We start from the raw sequence: 18,443 nt of genomic DNA, 5'->3' as shown, positions 1-18,443 counted from the left end.
ACATGTTGAAGGCTCTCGTGCGCTGGTTATTTCTACCCGTGGGCTCATTGATCTTGCTGCTGTTCCTGGCGTGGTTCGGCATGCGCCAGTATGCAAGCGATCAGGCGCACGTAACCGACAGCATTGCCAGCGGGTCTGGCAAATGCCTGTTGAAAACTTACAGGCGCGACTACTCTGCTTTCGGCGTGGCAGGGCGGATGGCATCGGCTTTCGGCAGCCGCTACTTCTACCGCGTTTACAACAATGCCGGGGACCAGCTCGCCACATCCGAATGGAACTTCAGTGAGGATGAGGTGAACACCTTTGCCACTGAGTGGCTGGGCCAGATGGCGATGTATCCAACCCGGCACGGCTGGGCGAGTTTTGAGATGAGAGAGTGCGCGGCAGCGTCTGCGCAACCGTTGAAGGACTGAACGCCACATATGTATGACTACCCGCGCTCCAGATACGGGGCTGCGCCGACCGAAAGCGAAGTATTCGCCGGCTTGGCGCTATTGAGCCTGTGCATGCCGCTGCTGCATGCAGTGGGTAGCTGGTACCTCAACCAGAGGGAGGCGACATGAGTCCATGGGTACTGGGCGGCCAACGCGCGTTGGCGGGGCTGCCATGGCTGGGCAGGGCCTGTGGCCACCTGCTGGCCTGTGTGCTGTGGACCCTGGCGGTCAGCGTGTTCAGCGAGCACTACCATGCGCCACGCCGTGTCGGGGTGAGCGTCGGCCTGGCCCTGTATTACCTGTTCCACCTGTTTGTGCTGGTCAACCTGGCACTGATTTTCGTGAGCAGTGTGAAAGCCCGCTGCGCCGTGGCCATCGCACTGGCGACGCTGGTGTTCGTGTATTTGGCGGTGGGCAGCTCCAGCCACCCGCTGCGCGGCACGCTGCTCACCGGCCTGTTCGCCAGCCTGATGTTCCTGGCCGTACTTGTCGACGTCGCCTACCGCGCATGCCTGCGCCCCATCGCGCCTCAACCAAGGTAACCAAGCCGTGTCGTTCAACCACTACTACCAGAGCGAACTCACCGCCTTGCGCCAGTTGGGCCGGCGTTTCGCCGAGCGCAGCCCGGCGCTGGCGCCGTACCTGGGCCAGAGCGGGCGCGACCCGGATGTCGAGCGCCTGCTCGAAGGCTTTGCCTTCCTCACCGGGCGCCTGCGCCAGAAGCGAGGATATGGGATATCGACGGACCAGAGATAAAGTTGTCAGGTATTAGCTTGCTCTGTCGAACTTGATGGTTGACTCTCCGGGGCTATGATTAGGTCTGTCACTAGGATCCAAAGGCTGTCTGGTACTTCGTTGTGGCAGATGAGACCAAGATCAGTGATGCATGCGGTGAATTCGACTAGTACCCGGCTGCCGAGTTTGTGTCTAGGAAGGCTGGACTCATTCTCTTGCGCTATAACCGTTCCGGCCTGTCCGATGAGCTTCCAGTAATTTTCGGAGGCGCGCGTGGGTTGGCTTGGAGTGCTTGTGCCAAAGAAGGTGCGAAGTTCTACCCTTTTCCCGTTAGTGATTTTCATTTATGTCCAGTTGTTTTGCTGGGTAGGTGAGAGGGGTTCCTTGAAAATGTCTATGGCGCAGACGTCCCGCTTATCGTGTTCGTTAAAGTCGTCAAGGCTTAATTTCTCCCCGACGTTTATGCTCGGAACTGGATGGGTCGTAATCCTGCATTCGTGAGACTCCCCGTTGGAGAAGTAGATGGCGTCCTTGATTGGAAGTAATTCTTGTTCCCACAATTTCGCTATTGTGTTTTTCATGAGGGCTGGGCTTATGGGTAACGTCGTTCTGTTCCTTGCAACTTCGTCCTCCAGCTATCCAGCTTGTTCGTCCATGACAAAGATGAATTCATTGGAGTGATCCGTTGCTCTGCTCGCGTATTAGGTCATGGAGGCGTCTCCAGTAGGCATCAAAGGAGATTCCCTGTAGCTGATTCCAGCTCGGTTCCTTCCATTGCCGCCCGGGCTGGTGGCGCCAAATGCAGCGCCATGGTTGCTACGGCAGACCTGCGTTTCAACTGAGGATGTGCCAGACCCTGCGGCCAAGCCATGCAACGAGTTGCAATGTTCAGACGCGTCGCAGGTTCGGCTTAATCCCCACTCGGGCATCTGCCTTAGTGCGACCGAGTGCCATGTGGAGTGCGCGATGGGCCGATCACCGGCCCGGGCGTGATCCTCAGGCGACGCGGCCGGGATGTGTTGCCCCGCTCGGCCGGCGGCATCCATTCGTCCTGGCGGCACGGCTGGGCGGTCGGCGATGCGGTCGCCCTGCCATTGCGCGACGAGGGGCGGCCGGCCGAAGCCGCAGTGGCGCGGGTGGCGCCCAGGTTCCGGTCCAGACGCGCGTTGCGCTGGGCGATGGAGCACCTGCAGGTGGAGTGGCCGATCAACTTGATGCTGCAGTTCGGCGCGATGCAGCGGATCGCCGAACAGAGCTATTTCCACCGGCAGGGGATGCGGGTGTAGCCGGGGTGGATCCCTTGGCTCGCACGGCCCGGGGCAACGCACGGAAATGCAGCAAAAAGGATGTTGACGACGTGAAGGAATTCCGACAGAATAGCGCTCCTTCGACGCAGGTCGAGGGGCCGACAGCCTCCAGCACCCTAGGGTGCGGTGCCGTCGGGGCAAGCGAAAGTCTGCGGGAATAGCTCAGTTGGTAGAGCGCAACCTTGCCAAGGTTGAGGTCGCGAGTTCGAGTCTCGTTTCCCGCTCCAGATTTCGACAGGGCCCCCTCGGGGCCTTGTTTTTCTCCGCGGTGGCACGCGGGCATCCCGTCCGGAAGCATTGGCCGGGATGTGAAAAAAAGTGTGAAAAAGCTGGTGTGTTTCGAGTGGTTTCGGTAACATGCACGCTTGATTTTGCGGGAATAGCTCAGTTGGTAGAGCGCAACCTTGCCAAGGTTGAGGTCGCGAGTTCGAGTCTCGTTTCCCGCTCCAAATCCTGACCAGGCCCCGTTCTCGGGGTCTTGTTCTATCGGGGCATGCAACACGCCTCCGATGATCGTAGGGTCACCGGCCTGGTGGCAGAGTGGTCATGCAGCGGACTGCAAATCCGCGTACGCCGGTTCAATTCCGACCCAGGCCTCCAAATAGAAAGTAGCCCAGAGCCCGCGCATGCGGGCTTTGTGCGTTGTGGGCCTCCATTCAGTTTCGCAGGCGAGAGCCGACAGGGCCTACACAACCCGCTTCGTATGCTGCGCCCGTCCATATTGGCAGCCTTATGCAGACACAAAAAGCACGCGTAGCGACGGGTATCGAAGGCCTCGACAGCATCCTGGGCGGGGGCTTCCCGCAGGGGCGGCTGTATCTGCTCGAGGGTCCGCCCGGCTCAGGCAAGACCACGCTGTCCCTGCAGTTCCTGCTGCACGGGTTGAGCAAGGGGGAGCGCTGCCTGTACATCACGCTCTCCGAGACGGCTGACGAACTCCGGGAAGTCGCCAATGCCCACGGCTGGTCGCTGGACGGGCTGGACCTGTTCGAGCTGGCCTCGGCCGAGGAAGCACTGGGCGATGGCCGCATGCAGTCGGTCCTGCACTCCTGGGAGGTCGAGCTGGATGAGACGGTCAAGCTGATCCTGGGCGAGGTGGAGCGCATCAAGCCGCACCGGGTGGTGTTCGACTCGCTCTCCGAGCTGCGATTGCTCTCGCAGGATCCGCTGCGCTATCGCCGTCAGATTCTGTCGCTCAAGCAGTTCTTCGCGCCGAAGAGCGCAACCGTGGTGCTGGTCGATGACATGACCGCCTCCGGCGAGGAGCGTGATGGCCAGCTGCACAGCCTGTGTCATGGCGTGGTGTCGCTGGAACGACTGACGCTGGATTTCGGCCCGGCCCGCCGGCGCATGCATGTGCAGAAACTGCGCGGGGTGAACTTCACTGCCGGCTACCACGACATGACCATCCGCGAGGGCGGTCTGGAGGTGTTCCCGCGACTGATCGCCTCGGACCATCACGCCAAATTCAACGGTACCCCGATCAGCAGCGGGGTGGGCGAGATCGACAGCCTGCTCGGTGGTGGACCGCTGCGGGGCACCAGCACGTTGCTGACCGGCCCGGCCGGCAGCGGCAAGACCAACGTGGCGCTGCAGTATGTGTGGGCCGCGTGCGAGCGCGGTGAGCATTGCTGCATCTTCGAATTCGATGAGCGCATCGGCACCTTGCTGGCCCGCGCGGAGTCATTGGACATCGATCTCAGCAAACATCTGGAGACGGGGCTGCTGGAGATCCAGCAGGTGGACCCGGCCGAGATCTCGCCGGGCGAGTTCGCCTGGAACATGCAGCGTGCGGTGGAAGAACGTCAGTGCCGCCTGCTGGTGATCGACAGCCTCAACGGCTACGTCACGGCGATGCCGCAGGAAAAGCAGCTGATGCTCCAGCTGCACGAGATGCTCTCCTATCTCAACCAGAGGGGCGTGGCGACCATCCTGATCAATCCGCAGCATGGCCTGGTCGGCACCATGTCCACGGGCAATCTCAACGTGTCCTACATCGCCGACTCGGTCGTACTGTTCCGTTTCTTCGAGTCGCAGGGGCGGATCCGCAAGGCGATCTCGGTGATCAAGAACCGCGGCGGTGCGCACGAAAACACGATCCGCGAGCTGAACATCGACGGCAAGGGCATTTCGCTCAGTGCGCCCCTCAACGAGTTCAAGGGGATCCTGACCGGCACGCCGGAATTCGTGGGCAATACGGCGCATCTGCTCGGCCACACCCGTGCAGACTGACGCCACGTCCGGCGTGGTGCACATCGTTGCACCGTTCGGGCGTGATGCGCCGAGCATCGCTGCCGTGCTCAACGCCGCCGGGTTGCGGACCACGATCCAGGAAAGCCTGGCGCGGTTGGCCGATGCGCTCGATGACGAGGTGGGCGCGGTGGTGGTCACCGAGGAGGCCGTGGCGAAAGGCACGGCTGCCCTGCTCGAGCCCCTGGCCCGGCAACCGACCTGGTCGGATATTCCCTTCATCCTGCTGCGGTCCCCGCGCTCGCAGAAGCGGCCATTGGCCGACGCGGGCCTGCAGCTGGCGATCAACATCATCGAACTGGACCGGCCACTGGGCAGCAGCTCGCTGCTGAGTTCGGTGCGCAGTGCGCTGCGCGCGCGCGACAAGCAGTTCCTGGTGCGTGACCAGATGCGGGCGCTGGCCGATGGGCGTGCCGCGCTGGAGCGCAGCGAAGCCGAACTGCGCCTGGTGGCCGACGCGATGCCGGTGCTGATCGCCTTCATCGACCGTGACCTGAATTACCGCTTCGCCAACAAGGCGTATGAAGCCTGGTTCGAGCGGCCGGTTTCGGACGTGATCGGCAGGCGCGTGCCCGACGTGTTCGGGCAGGAAGTGTGGACCAGTCGCCGGCCGTTGATCGAACGTGCGCTGGCCGGCGAGCACATCGTGTTCGAGGCGAACTGGCCGTTCAGCGATGGCCGGCGGCGCGACAGTGAGATCCGCTACTCGCCACGCGTTGATGCGGATGGCACGCCGGACGGGTTCCATGTGTTCGTCACCGACATCACCGCCTCCAAATTGGCCCTGGAGACCAGCCAGCAGCACGCGCTGGACCTGGAGGCGATGGTGGCCGAGCGCACTGCCGAACTGGAACACCAGATGGCCGCGCGCGAAGCCAGCGAAGCCGCACTGCGCCAGTCGCAGAAGATGGATGCGATCGGCCAGCTCACCGGCGGCATCGCGCATGACTTCAACAACATGCTGACCGGCATCCTGTCCTCGCTGGACATCATGCGCATGCGCGTGGAGATGGGGCGCATGGAAGGGTTGGAACGGTTCCTGGATGCCGCCACCGCCTCCAGCCAGCGTGCGGCCGCGTTGACCCAGCGCCTGCTGGCGTTCTCGCGCCGGCAATCGCTGGATTCGAAAACCGTCGAACTCAACGCACTGGTGGGGTCGGTCCAGCACCTGCTGCGCAGCACCCTGGGGGAAACGATCCGCATCCAGATGGTGACCAGCGATACCCCGCTGCGCGCGAACCTGGACAGCAACCAGTTTGAAAGCGCGCTGCTCAACCTGGCGATCAATGCACGCGATGCCATGCCCGATGGTGGAGAGTTGCGCCTGCGCACCTCGCATGTGCATGTCGCCGAGGCGGAGGTGCCGACCATCCCGGCCGGCGAGTACGCCGTGGTGGCCGTGTCCGATACCGGCACCGGCATGCCGCCGGAGGTGGTCGAACGGATCTTCGAGCCGTTCTTCACCACCAAGCCGATCGGCAAGGGCACCGGGCTGGGCATGTCGATGATCTACGGCTTCATGCAGCAGTCCGGGGGCCACATCACCGTGGACTCCGCGCCGGGGCAGGGCACGACGGTGTCGTTGTTCATGCCGGTGGTGCACGACCCGGCCGAGGATGAGGACACGCCGAACGCACAGGCGGTATCGCTTGGCGCCGGGCAGTCGATCCTGGTGGTGGAGGACGACGAGCAGGTGCGGATGCTGGTGACGGTGGTGCTTGAGGATCTCGGGTATACCGCCGAGGTGGTCGGCGACGCCGATGGCGCCATTCCCATCCTCGGCTCGTCGAAGAAGATCGACCTGCTGATCACCGATGTCGGGCTGCCCGGTCTCAATGGACGGCAACTGGCGGAAATCGCGCGGCAGACGCGGCCATCCCTGCCGGTGCTGTTCATGACCGGCTACGCGGAGAAGGCGCAGGAACGCTCGGCGTTCCTCGACAACGGCATGGCGATGATCGCCAAGCCGTTCCTGCTCGATGCGTTCAGTGAGGCAGTACGTAGTTCGATCGCCACGCGGCAGTGAGTGCGCGCGGCTGCCTGCGGCGGCCTGGGTGACGAAACCACCGCGCGATCGAAACTTTCGTTTGCGGCGGCATCTGAATGCTTCAGCCAGCGGCTTTATTTAGATACCTGAAAGTGCCAGCATAGTGCTTTGAGAATGTCGGAGTTTACCCATGCCCTTATGCGCGATCGCGTATGTCAGCGACGTTGCGGGCCCGCTGGCTGCGGCGCATCTTGACGCCCTTGTCGAGGATGCCATCCGCTTCAACAGCCTGGCGGGGGTGACCGGCGTACTGCTGTGCGACGGCAGTCGTTTCCTGCAGTACTTTGAAGGTCCCGATGACGGGGTGTCGGCGGTGCATGAGCGGGTGTTGCAGGCGCGGAGCCATCGCGCCATCCACAAGCTCGGCCACGCGCGCGTACCGCAGCGCTTTTTCCCGTACTGGAGCATGCGCTGGCTGGGCGTGGAGCCTGCCTTGATCGAGATGCTCTCGGCAGGTGACTGGGAGGCTTTCGCAGACCGTATCGCCGGCGGCGCGCCGGCGGGCAGCGGAATGGAGCGGCTGCTGCAGTTCGTCGCCCCGCACCTGCCCGGGCAGGCCGCGTCGCAGCCGGTGCGCTCGGCAGCGGAATGAGATGACCCCTGCAGCGTTTACCCGCAGGGGCTGATACCAGGGGGAGCCGGCCAGAGGCGGAGTATCCGCCGCCACGCTGACATGCTGCTGTCAATATGCGCCCTGCATGATGCAGATACGGGCGCAGGCGCGAGATGAACCATTCATCAGGGGCGTCGCCTTTGGCCGTGTGGTAATTGACTTAATGCAAAGGAAGTGCAAATTTTAAGTGAACCCGAAGTGAATCCGCCCCTGAGGGGGTTTTGTCGTCCCTGAAGCAAGCAAGTCCCACGGAGGTCGTATGGAATACGGCGAACATGACTTGGCTGACGGAGTGCGAACCGAGCTGGAAGCCAGCTACGTGAAACATGGCTGCGGCCCGGAATTCTGGTCCACCTACCAGCGCGTGCTGGAGCGACTGGTCCCACCGGCGCAGGGCACCGCGCGAACCCGTGTCACCAATGAACTGGCGTTGATCATCGAACAGTTGGGGATCGTGCGGCGCGCCCAGTTGGTGCCCCCACGCAGTGCGCGACCGCGCGCTCGCTGAAACCGGGTCGGGGGACCGGGAATCGGGACGGGGACAACTGCCAGCGCGGCGCCACTACAGGTAATGGAGACCGATGCCCAGCAGGGCCAGCAGCGTGCTGGCCGCGGCAAGCGTGCGCGGGCGGATCCAGCGTGGCGGGCGTTGCTGCATGGCTGACGGGCTGGCACGGCGGATCAGACCGGTCGGGAACTGCCAGGCACGCATGCGCGCATCGCAGGCGTCCTGGCAGTCGCCACAGCCGATGCAATCGGCATGCGGCCCGGCGCGCACGTCCAGCGCCATCGGGCAGACGGTGACGCAGTCCCCGCAATCCAGGCAATCGCCGAGCCGATCGGCGCTGAAGTGCGGCATGGGGCCGGCGATGTCCTCATGCGCGGCGCGGAACGCGTAATCGCTGGCGCTGGTGGGGTCGAGCAGTCCGCGGCCGCGGGCCTGCACGCCACCCAGCCCTGCCACGCGCGGGCCACGCGGTTCACCGCGGCGCGCGTGATAGTGCATGCGCGGCGTGTCGCTGTCGCAGAACACGCCGTGGACGCGCGCATACGGGCACAACTCGCGACAGACATGTTCACGCAGGAAGCCCGCATTGCCCCAGGTGGCGGCGGCATAGAACAGGATCCAGAACGTTTCCCAGCCGCTCCAGGCCGGCGGCCACGACGTGCCGACCAGACCGTGGATCGGGCTGAAAAAGCCCACGAAGGTGATGCCGGTCCACGCGGCCACCAGCAGCCACAGCAGATGCTTGGCCGCGCGCGCCGGTGCGGCCGGCAGGCAGTGCGCGGCGGCCTGTTCGATCCAGCGGAACAACCGGCTCCACAAGGTCTGCGGGCAGGCATGGCCGCACCAGACCCGGCCAGCCAGGTTGGTCAGCAGCACCAGAGTGGTGGCCAGCACGGCGGCCAGCCCCAGCAGGATGCCCACGTCCTGCGGCCAGAGGGTCCAGCCGAACAGATCGAAACGGCGCGCGGTCAGGTCGAACAAAACTGCCTGGCGGCCCTCCCAGCGCAGCCACGGCAGGGCATAGAAGCCGGCCAGCAGCAGCGCCGACAGCAGCGGCCGCCAGCGCAGTGGCGCGCGGCGAACGGTGGGCGGCGGTGCCGGTGGGGGATCGACAAGATGCAGGGTGAGGCGGTCTGTCATGGTCACCCCAGCGGCAGATCGTCGTCGTCGCCGGGCATCGGCCGCAGCAGGTACCAGGTGATCGTGCTGGCGGCGGCGGTGATCGCCCAGAACATGAAGAACCCCAGTGTGTAGCCCAGTTCGCGGCTGATCTCGTGTTGCGGGAAGGTGATGTCGCGCAGGCGCAGCGGGTCGACGAACGCGAAGAACACCACGCTGGCCAGGCCGGCTGCGACGAAACTGGGCCACAGGATGGCGCCCCATTGCTGGATCAGCCGTCGGCGGCTGCCGTCGGGCGGGTCGTGCAGGTCGTTCATTGCGGCCACGGTCAGGAGGAGGGGGCAGGGCACGGCTATACTTCGCGCCGACCGGGGGCCGGGATCGCGGGTGCGCGCTTCCTGTCGAGCTCCCAGACTAGAAGGCTTCGCGACGGCCTTCATTGATTCTGATCAAGGCAGCGGCACGCGCTGCCGCCGATGCTGGGCGTTGCCGCCCGAGGATGTTCATGGCCGACCCCACCGACAACGCGCTGCCTCTCCCTGCGCCGGACCTGTGCAGCGAAGAGGAGGTCACCCGGCTGGTGCATGACTTCTATGCGCGCGTCCGCGAGGAGCCGCGGCTGGGGCCGGTCTTCGCGGCACGGATTCACGACTGGGATGCGCACCTGGCCCAGCTGGTCGATTTCTGGTCGGCGATGCTGCGCGGCACGCGCCGCTTCAAAGGCGCGCCGATGCCCAAGCACATGGCCATGGATGAGCTCGACCGCGATCTGTTCGACCGCTGGCTGGCCCTGTTCCGGCAGACCACCGCCGAATGTGGCAATCCGCCGATGCAGCGGCTGGCCGATGACGTTGCCGGGCGGATCGCCGATACGTTCTGGCGTCGCTTCCAGATGCTGCGATGGCCCAGCCTGCCGCTGGTCGGCCGCCAGGGCCTGAATTGATCTGACGCAATGCGTGCGTGCCCGCGCGCGTGCACGCTGGCGGCATGGATACTTTCTCGCCTGCCGCCGCCGGGCTTGCCTGGCACTTCGACCCCGAGCTGCTGCGCCGCCACGACCGGCCCGGGCCGCGCTACACCTCCTATCCGACCGCGCCGCACTTCCATGACGGGTATGGCGAGCTGGCCCTGCGCGAGGCCATCGCCGGCAGCAACCGGCTCGGCCGGCCGCTGTCGCTGTATGTGCACGTGCCTTACTGCAGCAGCCCATGCTTCTACTGCGGCTGCAACCGTGTCATCACCCGCGACCACAGCAAGGGCATCAGCTACGTCGCCCGCGTGCTGAGCGAGGCGGACCTGATGGCGCCGCAGTTCGATCCGGCCCGCGAAGTGATCCAGCTGCACCTCGGTGGCGGCACGCCGAACTTCCTCGCGCCAGCTCAGATGCGCGAGCTGCTCGAGGGGCTGCGCGAGCGCTTCAATTTCAGCACGGCGGCCGCACGCGATTTCTCCATCGAACTGGACCCGCGCTTCGTCACCCGCGCCGACATCGCCGGCTTGGCCGCGCTGGGCTTCAACCGCGCCAGCCTGGGCGTGCAGGATTTCGATCCGGACGTTCAGAAGGCGATCAACCGCGAGCAGGGCGTGGAGGCCACCCTGGACATCCTGCGCGCGTGCCGCGAGTACGGGCTGCGCTCGGTCAATGTCGACCTGATCTATGGCCTGCCGAAGCAGACGCTGGCCGGCTTCGCGCAGACACTGGAAACAGTATTGCGTGAGCGCCCAGATCGCCTGGCGGTTTACGGCTATGCCCACCTGCCGCACCTGTTCCGCGCGCAGCGCCAGATCGCCGATGCGGATCTGCCCGGTCCCGACCAGAAGCTCGCCCTGCTCGGCCTGGCGGTGCAACGGCTTTCCGAGGCGGGCTATCAGTACATCGGCATGGACCACTTCGCATTGCCGGAGGAGGATCTGTCGCGGGCACAACGCGCGGGCCAGCTGCACCGCAACTTCATGGGCTACACCACGCATGCCGATACCGATCTGGTCGGCCTGGGCGCCAGCGCGATCAGCCACATCGGCGACACCTACAGCCAGAACCCGCGCGAGCTGCCGGCCTGGGAGGCGGCCGTCGATGCAGGGCGCCTGCCGGTCTGGCGTGGCCTGCAGCTGGACGAAGACGACGTACTGCGCGCCGAGCTGATCGGCCAGCTGATGTGCCAGGGCGAAGTGGATGGCGCCGCGCTGGCGGCGCGGCATGGCGTGGACTTCGAGGCGTATTTCGCCGACGGGCTGCGCGCGCTGGCCACGCTGCAGGCCGACGGCCTGGCCGACTACGCGCAGGGCGTGGTGCGCGCCAGCGAACGCGGGCGCCCGCTGCTGCGGCTGCTGGCGATGTGCTTCGACCGTTATCTGGCGCAGCCGGACCAGCCGGTGCGGTATTCCAGGGCGATCTGAGTGCCATCGCCCCGGCGTGCGTGCATTCCAAAACCGGGCGCGATCAGGCACCCTATGCGCGCCGTTGCCCGGGTGGCGAAACTGGTAGACGCATCGGACTTAAAATCCGCCGGGGGCGACCCCATGCCGGTTCGATTCCGGCCCCGGGCACCAAGGCTTCCCCTTGGCGTGGGTTCTGATCGCGCTGCGATCGACGCACGCCGGTGATGATTCCACGCGAGGGCAGCCAACCGGCTGCCCTTGTTCGTTGCAGCCGGCGTTCCGGTGCAACGCAAACTTTACGCAGCCGGCCGCGCGCCGCCGTACGCTGCGCAGCAACTCACTTCGGAAAGGTCACATGGCCAACGCAGGACGTGCAGGGAACGCACTGGTGTGGGGCATGGCGGTGCTGCTCGGCGGCGCGGTCCATGCCAATGCCCAGGTCCATGCGCCGGCGCAGGAACCGGTACCGGTACCGGCGCCGACGGCGGGCGAGGTGATCGACCTTGCCCCGGTGCTGGTCTCCGGCGTGCAGCCGGGGCCGGGCATGTGGCAGGTCCGCAACAGCCAGGGGCACACACTGTGGATTCTCGGCACCGTCTCGCCGCTGCCGGCCAAGCTGGACTGGCGCGCCGACGAGGTGCAGGCGGTGATCGCCAGTGCCCAGGAGGTGCTCGGCTCGCCCGGCTGGAGACTGGATGCCGATGTGGGGTTCTTCCGCCGCCTGACCCTGGCGCCCGCGGCGATGAAGGCGGCGCGCGATCCGGACGGACGCACGCTGCGCGAGGTCCTGCCGCCCGATCTCTATGCACGCTGGGCGCTGCTCAAGCAGCGTCACATCGGGCGCGACAATGGCATCGAGAAAGACCGCCCGCTGGTGGCGGCCACGCAGTTGTACGCCGCCGCCCTCAAGGATGTGGGGCTGGGCCGATCCTCGCCGGTCTCCAGGATCATCGAGAAGGCCAGCAAGACACACGGCCTCAAGCCGGTGTCGACCCAGGTCACCATCAAGATCGCCGACCCGCGGCAGGCGTTGAAGGAAGTGCGCGGGACGGCCCTGCAGGACGTGGAATGCTTCCGTCGCACGCTGGAGGTGATCGAGCACGGGCTGCCGCTGCTGGCCGAGCGGGCCAATGCCTGGGCCGTGGGTGATATCCAGGCGCTGCAGCGCCTTGCAGTGAAAGGGCAGTACGTGGCCTGCGTGGATGCGGTGGCCAACAGTGACTTCGGGCGCCGCCGCGGCCTGACCGACGTCGATGCCCAGGCTCACCGCAAATGGATCTCCATGGCCAGCGACGCGCTGGCACGCAACGCGGTGACCTTCGCGACGGTGCCGGTGACCTCGCTGGTCACGCCCGGCGGCTACATCGATCAGCTGCGCGAGCGTGGATTCGAGGTGCAGATCCCGGAATGACGCATGCGCCGACGCGCTTTTCCGGAACGCGATGCCAGACACAGTCGATGTCTACCCAGTGCGAATACTTCATGGCATAGTCAGCTTCAGTTCATTCCGGAAATCCTTCATGCCGCTGCATGCGGTCGCTTATGTCAGCGACGCTGTCGATGGAATCGAAACGTCTGATATCGATCAGATCCTGCGCGCGGCATCCGGATTCAATAAAGTGGCCGGCGTTACCGGCGTGCTGATGTTCGACGGGCGTCGGTTCCTGCAGTATTTCGAAGGTCCGGAGGATGGCGTGGATTCGGTATTCCAGCGGGTGTTCAACGCGCGCATCCATACCAATCTGCGCGAGCTTGCGCGCGGGTCGGTCGGTGCCCGCCACTTCCCCCGCTGGACGATGGCCTCCGCAGCAGTGGAGCCCGAAGCACTGGCGCGCATCATTGATGCGCCTTGGCACGGATTTCTGGCCGTCCTGCCCGCAGTGGGCGACGCGCCCACGGGGTTTGGCTGTCTGCTTGCGGCGTGGACCGGTGTCTCCGGCGAGTTGGAACCGGCTGCGGTGACGCTGGGTTCGTAACGCAGAACAACGCTGGCCGTAACACAATGATCACGGTTGCCCGCCTATCCTCTTCCTACCAGCTGTGACCAGTCTTGCGGGGTTTGCCCTTGGAGGCTGTCTGAAAGGGTAGTAACCGCAGCTGGACCATTATTCCTTTGGCCGTCGTCCGTACTCTCCGCGGGCGGCGGCTTTGTTCTTTGTGGGGCAGGGGCTGGCGCGTTAGGCTTGCATGACCTGTATCCCGGCTCCGTATCGCATGACGTATCCCCTGATGACGCCCCGCCTGCTGGCCGGCCCGGTTCCGCGATGCGGAGCCGAGCGATGACCCAGGCCATTTCCGCCGTGGCTGCGCCGCGCATCGGCGTCATCGGGCTCGGCTATGTCGGGCTGCCGTTGACGGTGACCTTCGGCCGGCAGCAGGCCACGGTGGGCTACGACATCGATACCGCGCGGGTCGCCGAGCTGCAGCGTGGCCTGGACCACACGCTGGAACTGGAGGCCGATGAGCTCGCTGCCGCTGTGCATGCGCGTTACAGCGCCGATCCCGCCGATCTGGCCGCCTGCAATGTGTACATCGTGACCGTGCCAACCCCGATCGATGCGCATGAGCAGCCCGATCTGGGGCCGCTGCGCAGCGCCAGTACCTTGATTGCCGGCCTGCTCAAGCGCGGCGACATCGTGATCTATGAATCCACGGTCTATCCCGGTACCACCGAGGAAGTCTGCGTCCCCCTGCTCGAGGAAGGGTCGGGGCTGCGCTTCAACGAGGATTTCTATTGCGGTTACAGCCCGGAGCGGATCAACCCGGGCGACCGCGAGCGGCGGCTGCCGGACATCCGCAAGATCACCTCCGGCTCGACGCCCGAGGTCGCCGCGGTGGTCGATGCCCTGTACAAGAGCATCATCACCGCAGGCACGTGGCCGGCACCGTCGATCCGCGTGGCCGAAGCCGCCAAGGTGATCGAGAACATCCAGCGCGACGTCAACATCGCCCTGGTCAACGAGCTGGCGCTGATCTTCGATCGGCTCGGCATCGATACCCAGGATGTGCTGGACGCGGCCGGCAGCAAGTGGAACTTCCTGCCGTTCCGGCCCGGCCTGGTCGGCGGCCACTGCATCGGCGTGGATCCGTACTACCTGCTGCACAAATCCGAGAGCGTGGGTTATCACCCCGATCTGATCCACACCGCGCGCCAGGTCAACAACCGGGTCGGCGAGCACGTCGCGCAACGCGTGCTGGCGCTGCTGGCATCGCGCCGCATCGATGTCGCCCAGGCCCGTGTGTTGGTGCTGGGCGTCACCTTCAAGGAGAACTGCCCGGACCTGCGCAACAGCCGTGCGCTGGAACTGGCGCAGCGCCTGCAGGCCAGTGGGGCCCGGGTGGACGTGCAGGACCCGTGGGTCGGTCCGGCGGCACTGGCCGATGCCGGCGTGCGTTGGGTCGACGCCCCGGATGCGGGCGGGTATGACGCCGTCGTGCTCGCCGTGGCGCACGATCGTTTCCGTGCCCTGGATGCGGCGCAGGTGCGCGCGCTGTTGGCACCGGGCGGCGTGGTGTACGACGTCAAATCCGTATGGCCCCGGGAAGTGGTGGACGACCGCCTGTAGACTCGTTGGCAGCTATTGATTGAGGAAAGCCATGCACCGCTATCTCGCGTATCTGCTCGCCATCCTGCTGTTCCCGGTCTGCCTGTGGTTGGCCACGATCTGGCCCGCCTGGTACTGGGGCGTGGGGGTGACGGCCCTGCTGGTGGTGCTGGGCACGTGGGACATGCTGCAGAAGCGCAGCACGCTGCGGCGCAACTACCCGGTGATGGCGCACTTCCGCTACGGGCTGGAATCGATCGGGCCGGAGATCCGCCAGTACTTCGTGCAGAGCGATCTGGAAGACGTGCCGTTCTCGCGCCAGCAGCGTGCCCTGATCTACCAGCGCTCCAAGAATGAAATGGACGTGGTGCCATTCGGTACGCTGCGCAGCACGTATGCGGTGGATTACGAATGGATCAACCACTCGCTGGCGCCGACCGAGATCGGCCACCACGATTTCCGCATCCAGATCGGGCCCAACTGTGCCAAGCCGTACTCGGCCAGCGTGTTCAATATCTCTGCGATGAGCTTCGGCTCGTTGTCGGCCAACGCGATCCGCGCACTGAACGAAGGCGCGCGCCGCGGCAGCTTCTACCACGACACCGGCGAAGGGTCGATTTCTCCCTATCACCGCGAAATGGGCGGTGACCTGGTCTGGGAAATCGGCTCGGGCTACTTCGGTTGTCGTGACGAGGCCGGCGGCTTCAGTGAAGAGAAGTTCGTCGCCAACGCGAACGATGATCAGGTCAAGATGATCGAGATCAAGCTCTCGCAGGGCGCCAAGCCTGGCCACGGCGGCGTCTTGCCGGCGGCCAAGGTCAGCGAAGAGATCTCGATCACCCGTGGCGTGCCGATGGGCGTGGATTGCGTGTCGCCCTCCAGGCACAGCGCGTTCAATACCCCGGTCGAGCTGCTGCAGTTCGTCGCGCGGCTGCGCGAGTTGTCCGGCGGCAAGCCGGTCGGCTTCAAGCTGGCCATCGGCCACCCGTGGGAGTGGTTCGGCATTGCCAAGGCGATGCAGGAAACCGGGCTGCTGCCGGACTTCATCGTCGTTGACGGCGCCGAGGGCGGGACCGGCGCCGCACCGGCCGAGTTCATCGATCATGTTGGCGTGCCGATGCACGAAGCCCTGCTGCTGGTACACAACACCCTGGTCGGGCTGGACCTGCGCGACCGCATCCGCGTGGGTGCGGCCGGCAAGGTGACCAGCGCGTTCGAGATCGCGCGCACCATCGCGCTGGGCGCGGACTGGTGCAACGCCGGCCGTGGTTTCATGTTCGCGCTGGGCTGCATCCAGTCGTTGAGCTGCCACAGCGACAAGTGCCCGACCGGCATCGCCACCCAGAACCCCAATCGCTGGCGGCACCTGGATGCGGCCGACAAGGCCACGCGCGTGCACAGCTACCACGAGAACACGCTGCGCGCGTTGCGCGACCTGCTGTGCGCGGCCGGACTCAACGATCCCTCCGAGCTGGGGCCGGAGCACATCCTGCGCCGGGTCTCGCCGGTGGAAATCCGTTCGCTGGCCTCGTTGTATCGCTATCTTGCGCCCGGTGAACTGCTGCGCAAGGTGCCGGACCACGCGGTCTTCCACGATTACTGGGCCGATGCGCGCAGCGACTCGTTCCAGCCACCAGCGCGCATCCAGGCGCTGCGCGCGAGCAAATCGCGATGACGGGCGATCGTGCAGTGCGCTTGCGGGTCGGCCGCGCCGACGAGGCGGACCGGCTGTGGGTACTGCGCACGCGCTGCGTCCGCGAGGTGTGCAGTACGGCGTATCCGCCGGAGGTGATTGCCCCATGGTCGGCCTCGCCGCCGCCGCAACATTACCGCGCGCTGCTCGCCGCCGGTGGCGGTGTGATTGCCGAAGACGCCGAGGGTGCGCTGCTGGGCTACGGCGTGATCGATCTGGCCGGCAACGAGATCGATGCGTTGTTCGTCGATCCCGACTGCGGCGGCCGTGGCATCGGCCTGACCCTGATGCAGGCGATGGAGGCGTTGGCCGACCCTGCGCGGCCGCTGGTGCTCTCGGCCTCGCTCAATGCGGTGCCGTTCTACCAGCGGTGTGGTTTTGAGGCGCTGCGCGAGGAGAGCTACCCGCACCCCAGCGGCGTCGCACTCGCGTCGGTGCGGATGCAGCGCACGCGTTGATGCCGGCCAGTGGCCGGCACTACCCGGATGCCGCGCTGAGCCGCGCCGAGCGCCTGTCAGGGCACGTCACTGGTAGTGCCGGCCGCTGGCCGGCACCTCACGATCTATCCCTGCGCCAGCCACGCCACCACGCCACGCCCGGCGCGCAGCCCGCTGGCGTAGCACGCGGTGAGCAGGTAGCCGCCGGTCGGTGCTTCCCAGTCCAGCATCTCGCCCGCACAGAACGTGCCCGGCCGTGCGCGCAGCATCAACTGCGTATCCAGTGCCTCCAAGCGCACGCCACCGGCGGTGCTGATCACTTCATCGATCGGACGCGGTCGTTCCAGGGCCAGTGGCAGCCGCTTGAGCGCGTGCGCGATCTGCGCCAGCGGCAGCTGCCCGGCCTCGCGGCCCAGCACCTCGAACAGCAGGGCCGACTTCACCCCGCCCAGCCCGAGCTGGCGACGCAGGACCTCGCCGAAACTGCGGCCCTGGCGCGGCTTGCCCAGCTTCTCCAGCACCTGCGCTTCGGTCTGGCCCGGCAGCAGGTCCAGCTGTAGTTCCACCTGGCCGTCGCGGGCCAGGCTGTCGCGCAGATCGGCCGACAGCGCGTAGATGAGGCTGCCTTCGATGCCGGTCGCCGTGATCACGCACTCGCCCTGCAGTGAGCGCGGTTCGCCCTTCAGGTCGGTCCAGTGCGCCACCACCGGCTTGAGCGGGGCGCCGGCCTGGCGTTCGCTGAAGTAGGGCGTCCAACCGATGTCGAAGCCACAGTTGGCTGGCTGCAGCGGGGCGATGTCGATGCCGGTGGCGACCATCGGCGCCACCCACGCGCCATCCGAGCCCAGTTCCGGCCAGCTGCCGCCGCCGAGCGCGAACACTACCGCGTCGGCCGTCACCGTCGTTTCGCCATCGGGCGTCTGGAAGCGCAGCGCGCCCGCGTCATCCCAGCCGGTCCAGCGATGCTGCACGTGGAAGCGCACGCCCTGTTCCTTCAGCCGGCGCACCCAGCCGCGCAGCAGCGGCGCGGCCTTGCGGTCGACCGGGAACACACGGCCGGAACTGCCCACGTAGGTCTCCACGCCGAAGTCCAACGCCCAGGCGCGCAGCGCCTCGGCATTGAAATCGGCCAGCCACCCGCCCACCGCCTCCGCGCGCTCGCGGTAGCGCGAAACGAACACGTCAGGCGCGTCGGAGTGGGTCAGGTTGAGGCCGCCTTTGCCGGCGATCAGGAACTTGCGACCGGGCGAGCCCTTGGCCTCGTACAGATCGACGGCGTGGCCGGCAGCGCGCACGGTTTCAGCCGCCATCAGACCGGCGGGGCCGCCGCCGATGATCGCGACCCGGCGTGGGGTGGTCAGGGCAATGCTCATGCA

The 18,443-nt window shown here is 65.9% G+C and carries 18 protein-coding genes and 4 tRNA genes; 19 read left to right on the top strand and 3 right to left on the bottom strand.

Going from position 1 to position 18,443, the window contains the following annotated elements:
* Positions 1-2 precede the first annotated feature (2 nt).
* From ORK51_RS07660 to ORK51_RS07610, 11 genes are all read left to right on the top strand, one after another.
* On the top strand, positions 3-413 hold the full coding sequence (locus tag ORK51_RS07660) for a hypothetical protein (protein WP_266084659.1): 411 nt from the start codon (positions 3-5) through the stop codon (positions 411-413).
* A gap of 146 nt (positions 414-559) precedes the next feature.
* Positions 560-976, top strand: a complete 417-nt coding sequence (locus ORK51_RS07655) for a hypothetical protein (protein WP_266084658.1) — start codon at positions 560-562, stop codon at positions 974-976.
* 7 nt (positions 977-983) lie between these two features.
* Positions 984-1,190 carry a type VI secretion system baseplate subunit TssF gene (locus ORK51_RS07650; RefSeq protein WP_266084657.1) on the top strand — a complete coding sequence of 69 codons (207 nt, stop codon included), beginning with the start codon at positions 984-986 and terminating at the stop codon, positions 1,188-1,190.
* A gap of 938 nt (positions 1,191-2,128) precedes the next feature.
* On the top strand, positions 2,129-2,455 hold the full coding sequence (locus ORK51_RS07645; RefSeq protein ID WP_266084656.1) for a hypothetical protein: 327 nt from the start codon (positions 2,129-2,131) through the stop codon (positions 2,453-2,455).
* A gap of 172 nt (positions 2,456-2,627) precedes the next feature.
* Positions 2,628-2,703 (top strand) — tRNA-Gly (locus tag ORK51_RS07640).
* Positions 2,704-2,849: 146 nt separating this feature from the next.
* A tRNA-Gly gene (locus tag ORK51_RS07635) sits at positions 2,850-2,925 on the top strand.
* A gap of 77 nt (positions 2,926-3,002) precedes the next feature.
* Positions 3,003-3,076: transfer RNA gene (locus ORK51_RS07630), tRNA-Cys, on the top strand.
* Between the two features lie 132 nt (positions 3,077-3,208).
* Entirely contained in the window at positions 3,209-4,708 is a 1,500-nt protein-coding gene (locus ORK51_RS07625) for a DUF7125 family protein (RefSeq protein ID WP_070427071.1), read from the top strand.
* Positions 4,698-6,752, top strand: a complete 2,055-nt coding sequence (locus tag ORK51_RS07620; RefSeq protein ID WP_266084655.1) for a hybrid sensor histidine kinase/response regulator — start codon at positions 4,698-4,700, stop codon at positions 6,750-6,752. Before ORK51_RS07625 ends, ORK51_RS07620 begins: the two co-directional genes overlap by 11 nt.
* Before the next feature lie 151 nt (positions 6,753-6,903).
* On the top strand, positions 6,904-7,365 hold the full coding sequence (locus ORK51_RS07615; RefSeq protein WP_266084654.1) for a BLUF domain-containing protein: 462 nt from the start codon (positions 6,904-6,906) through the stop codon (positions 7,363-7,365).
* 280 nt (positions 7,366-7,645) lie between these two features.
* Positions 7,646-7,894, top strand: a complete 249-nt coding sequence (locus ORK51_RS07610; protein WP_019183363.1) for a hypothetical protein — start codon at positions 7,646-7,648, stop codon at positions 7,892-7,894.
* Positions 7,895-7,948: 54 nt separating this feature from the next.
* On the opposite strand, the gene ORK51_RS07605 is transcribed toward ORK51_RS07610, so the two are convergent.
* Together ORK51_RS07605 and ORK51_RS07600 are read right to left on the bottom strand one after the other, a co-directional pair.
* On the bottom strand, positions 7,949-9,034 hold the full coding sequence (locus ORK51_RS07605; protein WP_266084653.1) for a 4Fe-4S dicluster domain-containing protein: 1,086 nt from the start codon (positions 9,032-9,034) through the stop codon (positions 7,949-7,951).
* A 2-nt stretch (positions 9,035-9,036) separates the two neighbouring features.
* The gene (locus tag ORK51_RS07600) at positions 9,037-9,330 is read right to left on the bottom strand and encodes a hypothetical protein (protein ID WP_070427074.1); all 294 of its coding nucleotides are present in this window, start codon (positions 9,328-9,330) and stop codon (positions 9,037-9,039) included.
* Positions 9,331-9,512: 182 nt separating this feature from the next.
* Here ORK51_RS07600 and ORK51_RS07595 point away from each other — a divergent pair, with 182 nt between their 5' ends.
* From ORK51_RS07595 to ORK51_RS07560, 8 genes are all read left to right on the top strand, one after another.
* The gene (locus ORK51_RS07595) at positions 9,513-9,956 is read left to right on the top strand and encodes a group III truncated hemoglobin (protein ID WP_019183360.1); all 444 of its coding nucleotides are present in this window, start codon (positions 9,513-9,515) and stop codon (positions 9,954-9,956) included.
* A 44-nt stretch (positions 9,957-10,000) separates the two neighbouring features.
* Entirely contained in the window at positions 10,001-11,410 is a 1,410-nt protein-coding gene (gene hemN / locus ORK51_RS07590) for an oxygen-independent coproporphyrinogen III oxidase (protein ID WP_070470663.1), read from the top strand.
* 66 nt (positions 11,411-11,476) lie between these two features.
* Positions 11,477-11,563: transfer RNA gene (locus ORK51_RS07585), tRNA-Leu, on the top strand.
* A gap of 184 nt (positions 11,564-11,747) precedes the next feature.
* The gene (locus tag ORK51_RS07580) at positions 11,748-12,803 is read left to right on the top strand and encodes a TraB/GumN family protein (protein WP_266084652.1); all 1,056 of its coding nucleotides are present in this window, start codon (positions 11,748-11,750) and stop codon (positions 12,801-12,803) included.
* Between the two features lie 109 nt (positions 12,804-12,912).
* Positions 12,913-13,368 carry a BLUF domain-containing protein gene (locus tag ORK51_RS07575; RefSeq protein WP_070427077.1) on the top strand — a complete coding sequence of 152 codons (456 nt, stop codon included), beginning with the start codon at positions 12,913-12,915 and terminating at the stop codon, positions 13,366-13,368.
* A 303-nt stretch (positions 13,369-13,671) separates the two neighbouring features.
* Positions 13,672-14,958, top strand: a complete 1,287-nt coding sequence (locus tag ORK51_RS07570; RefSeq protein ID WP_266084651.1) for a nucleotide sugar dehydrogenase — start codon at positions 13,672-13,674, stop codon at positions 14,956-14,958.
* A 31-nt stretch (positions 14,959-14,989) separates the two neighbouring features.
* A complete protein-coding gene (locus tag ORK51_RS07565; protein WP_266084650.1) occupies positions 14,990-16,612 on the top strand; it encodes an FMN-binding glutamate synthase family protein in 1,623 nt (540 codons plus the stop codon).
* A gap of 14 nt (positions 16,613-16,626) precedes the next feature.
* Entirely contained in the window at positions 16,627-17,088 is a 462-nt protein-coding gene (locus ORK51_RS07560; RefSeq protein ID WP_070427579.1) for a GNAT family N-acetyltransferase, read from the top strand.
* A gap of 104 nt (positions 17,089-17,192) precedes the next feature.
* Here ORK51_RS07560 and ORK51_RS07555 read toward each other — a convergent pair whose 3' ends face one another.
* Positions 17,193-18,440, bottom strand: coding sequence for a TIGR03862 family flavoprotein (locus tag ORK51_RS07555; RefSeq protein ID WP_266084649.1), 1,248 nt, complete (start codon positions 18,438-18,440; stop codon positions 17,193-17,195).
* Between the last annotated feature and the right edge of the window lie 3 nt (positions 18,441-18,443).

Source organism: Stenotrophomonas sp. RIT-551 (assembly GCF_026241915.1).
Taxonomy (GTDB): domain Bacteria; phylum Pseudomonadota; class Gammaproteobacteria; order Xanthomonadales; family Xanthomonadaceae; genus Stenotrophomonas; species Stenotrophomonas bentonitica_A.
Note: the sequence above shows the minus strand (reverse complement) of the source record. Positions and strands in the feature narration are given on the sequence as shown.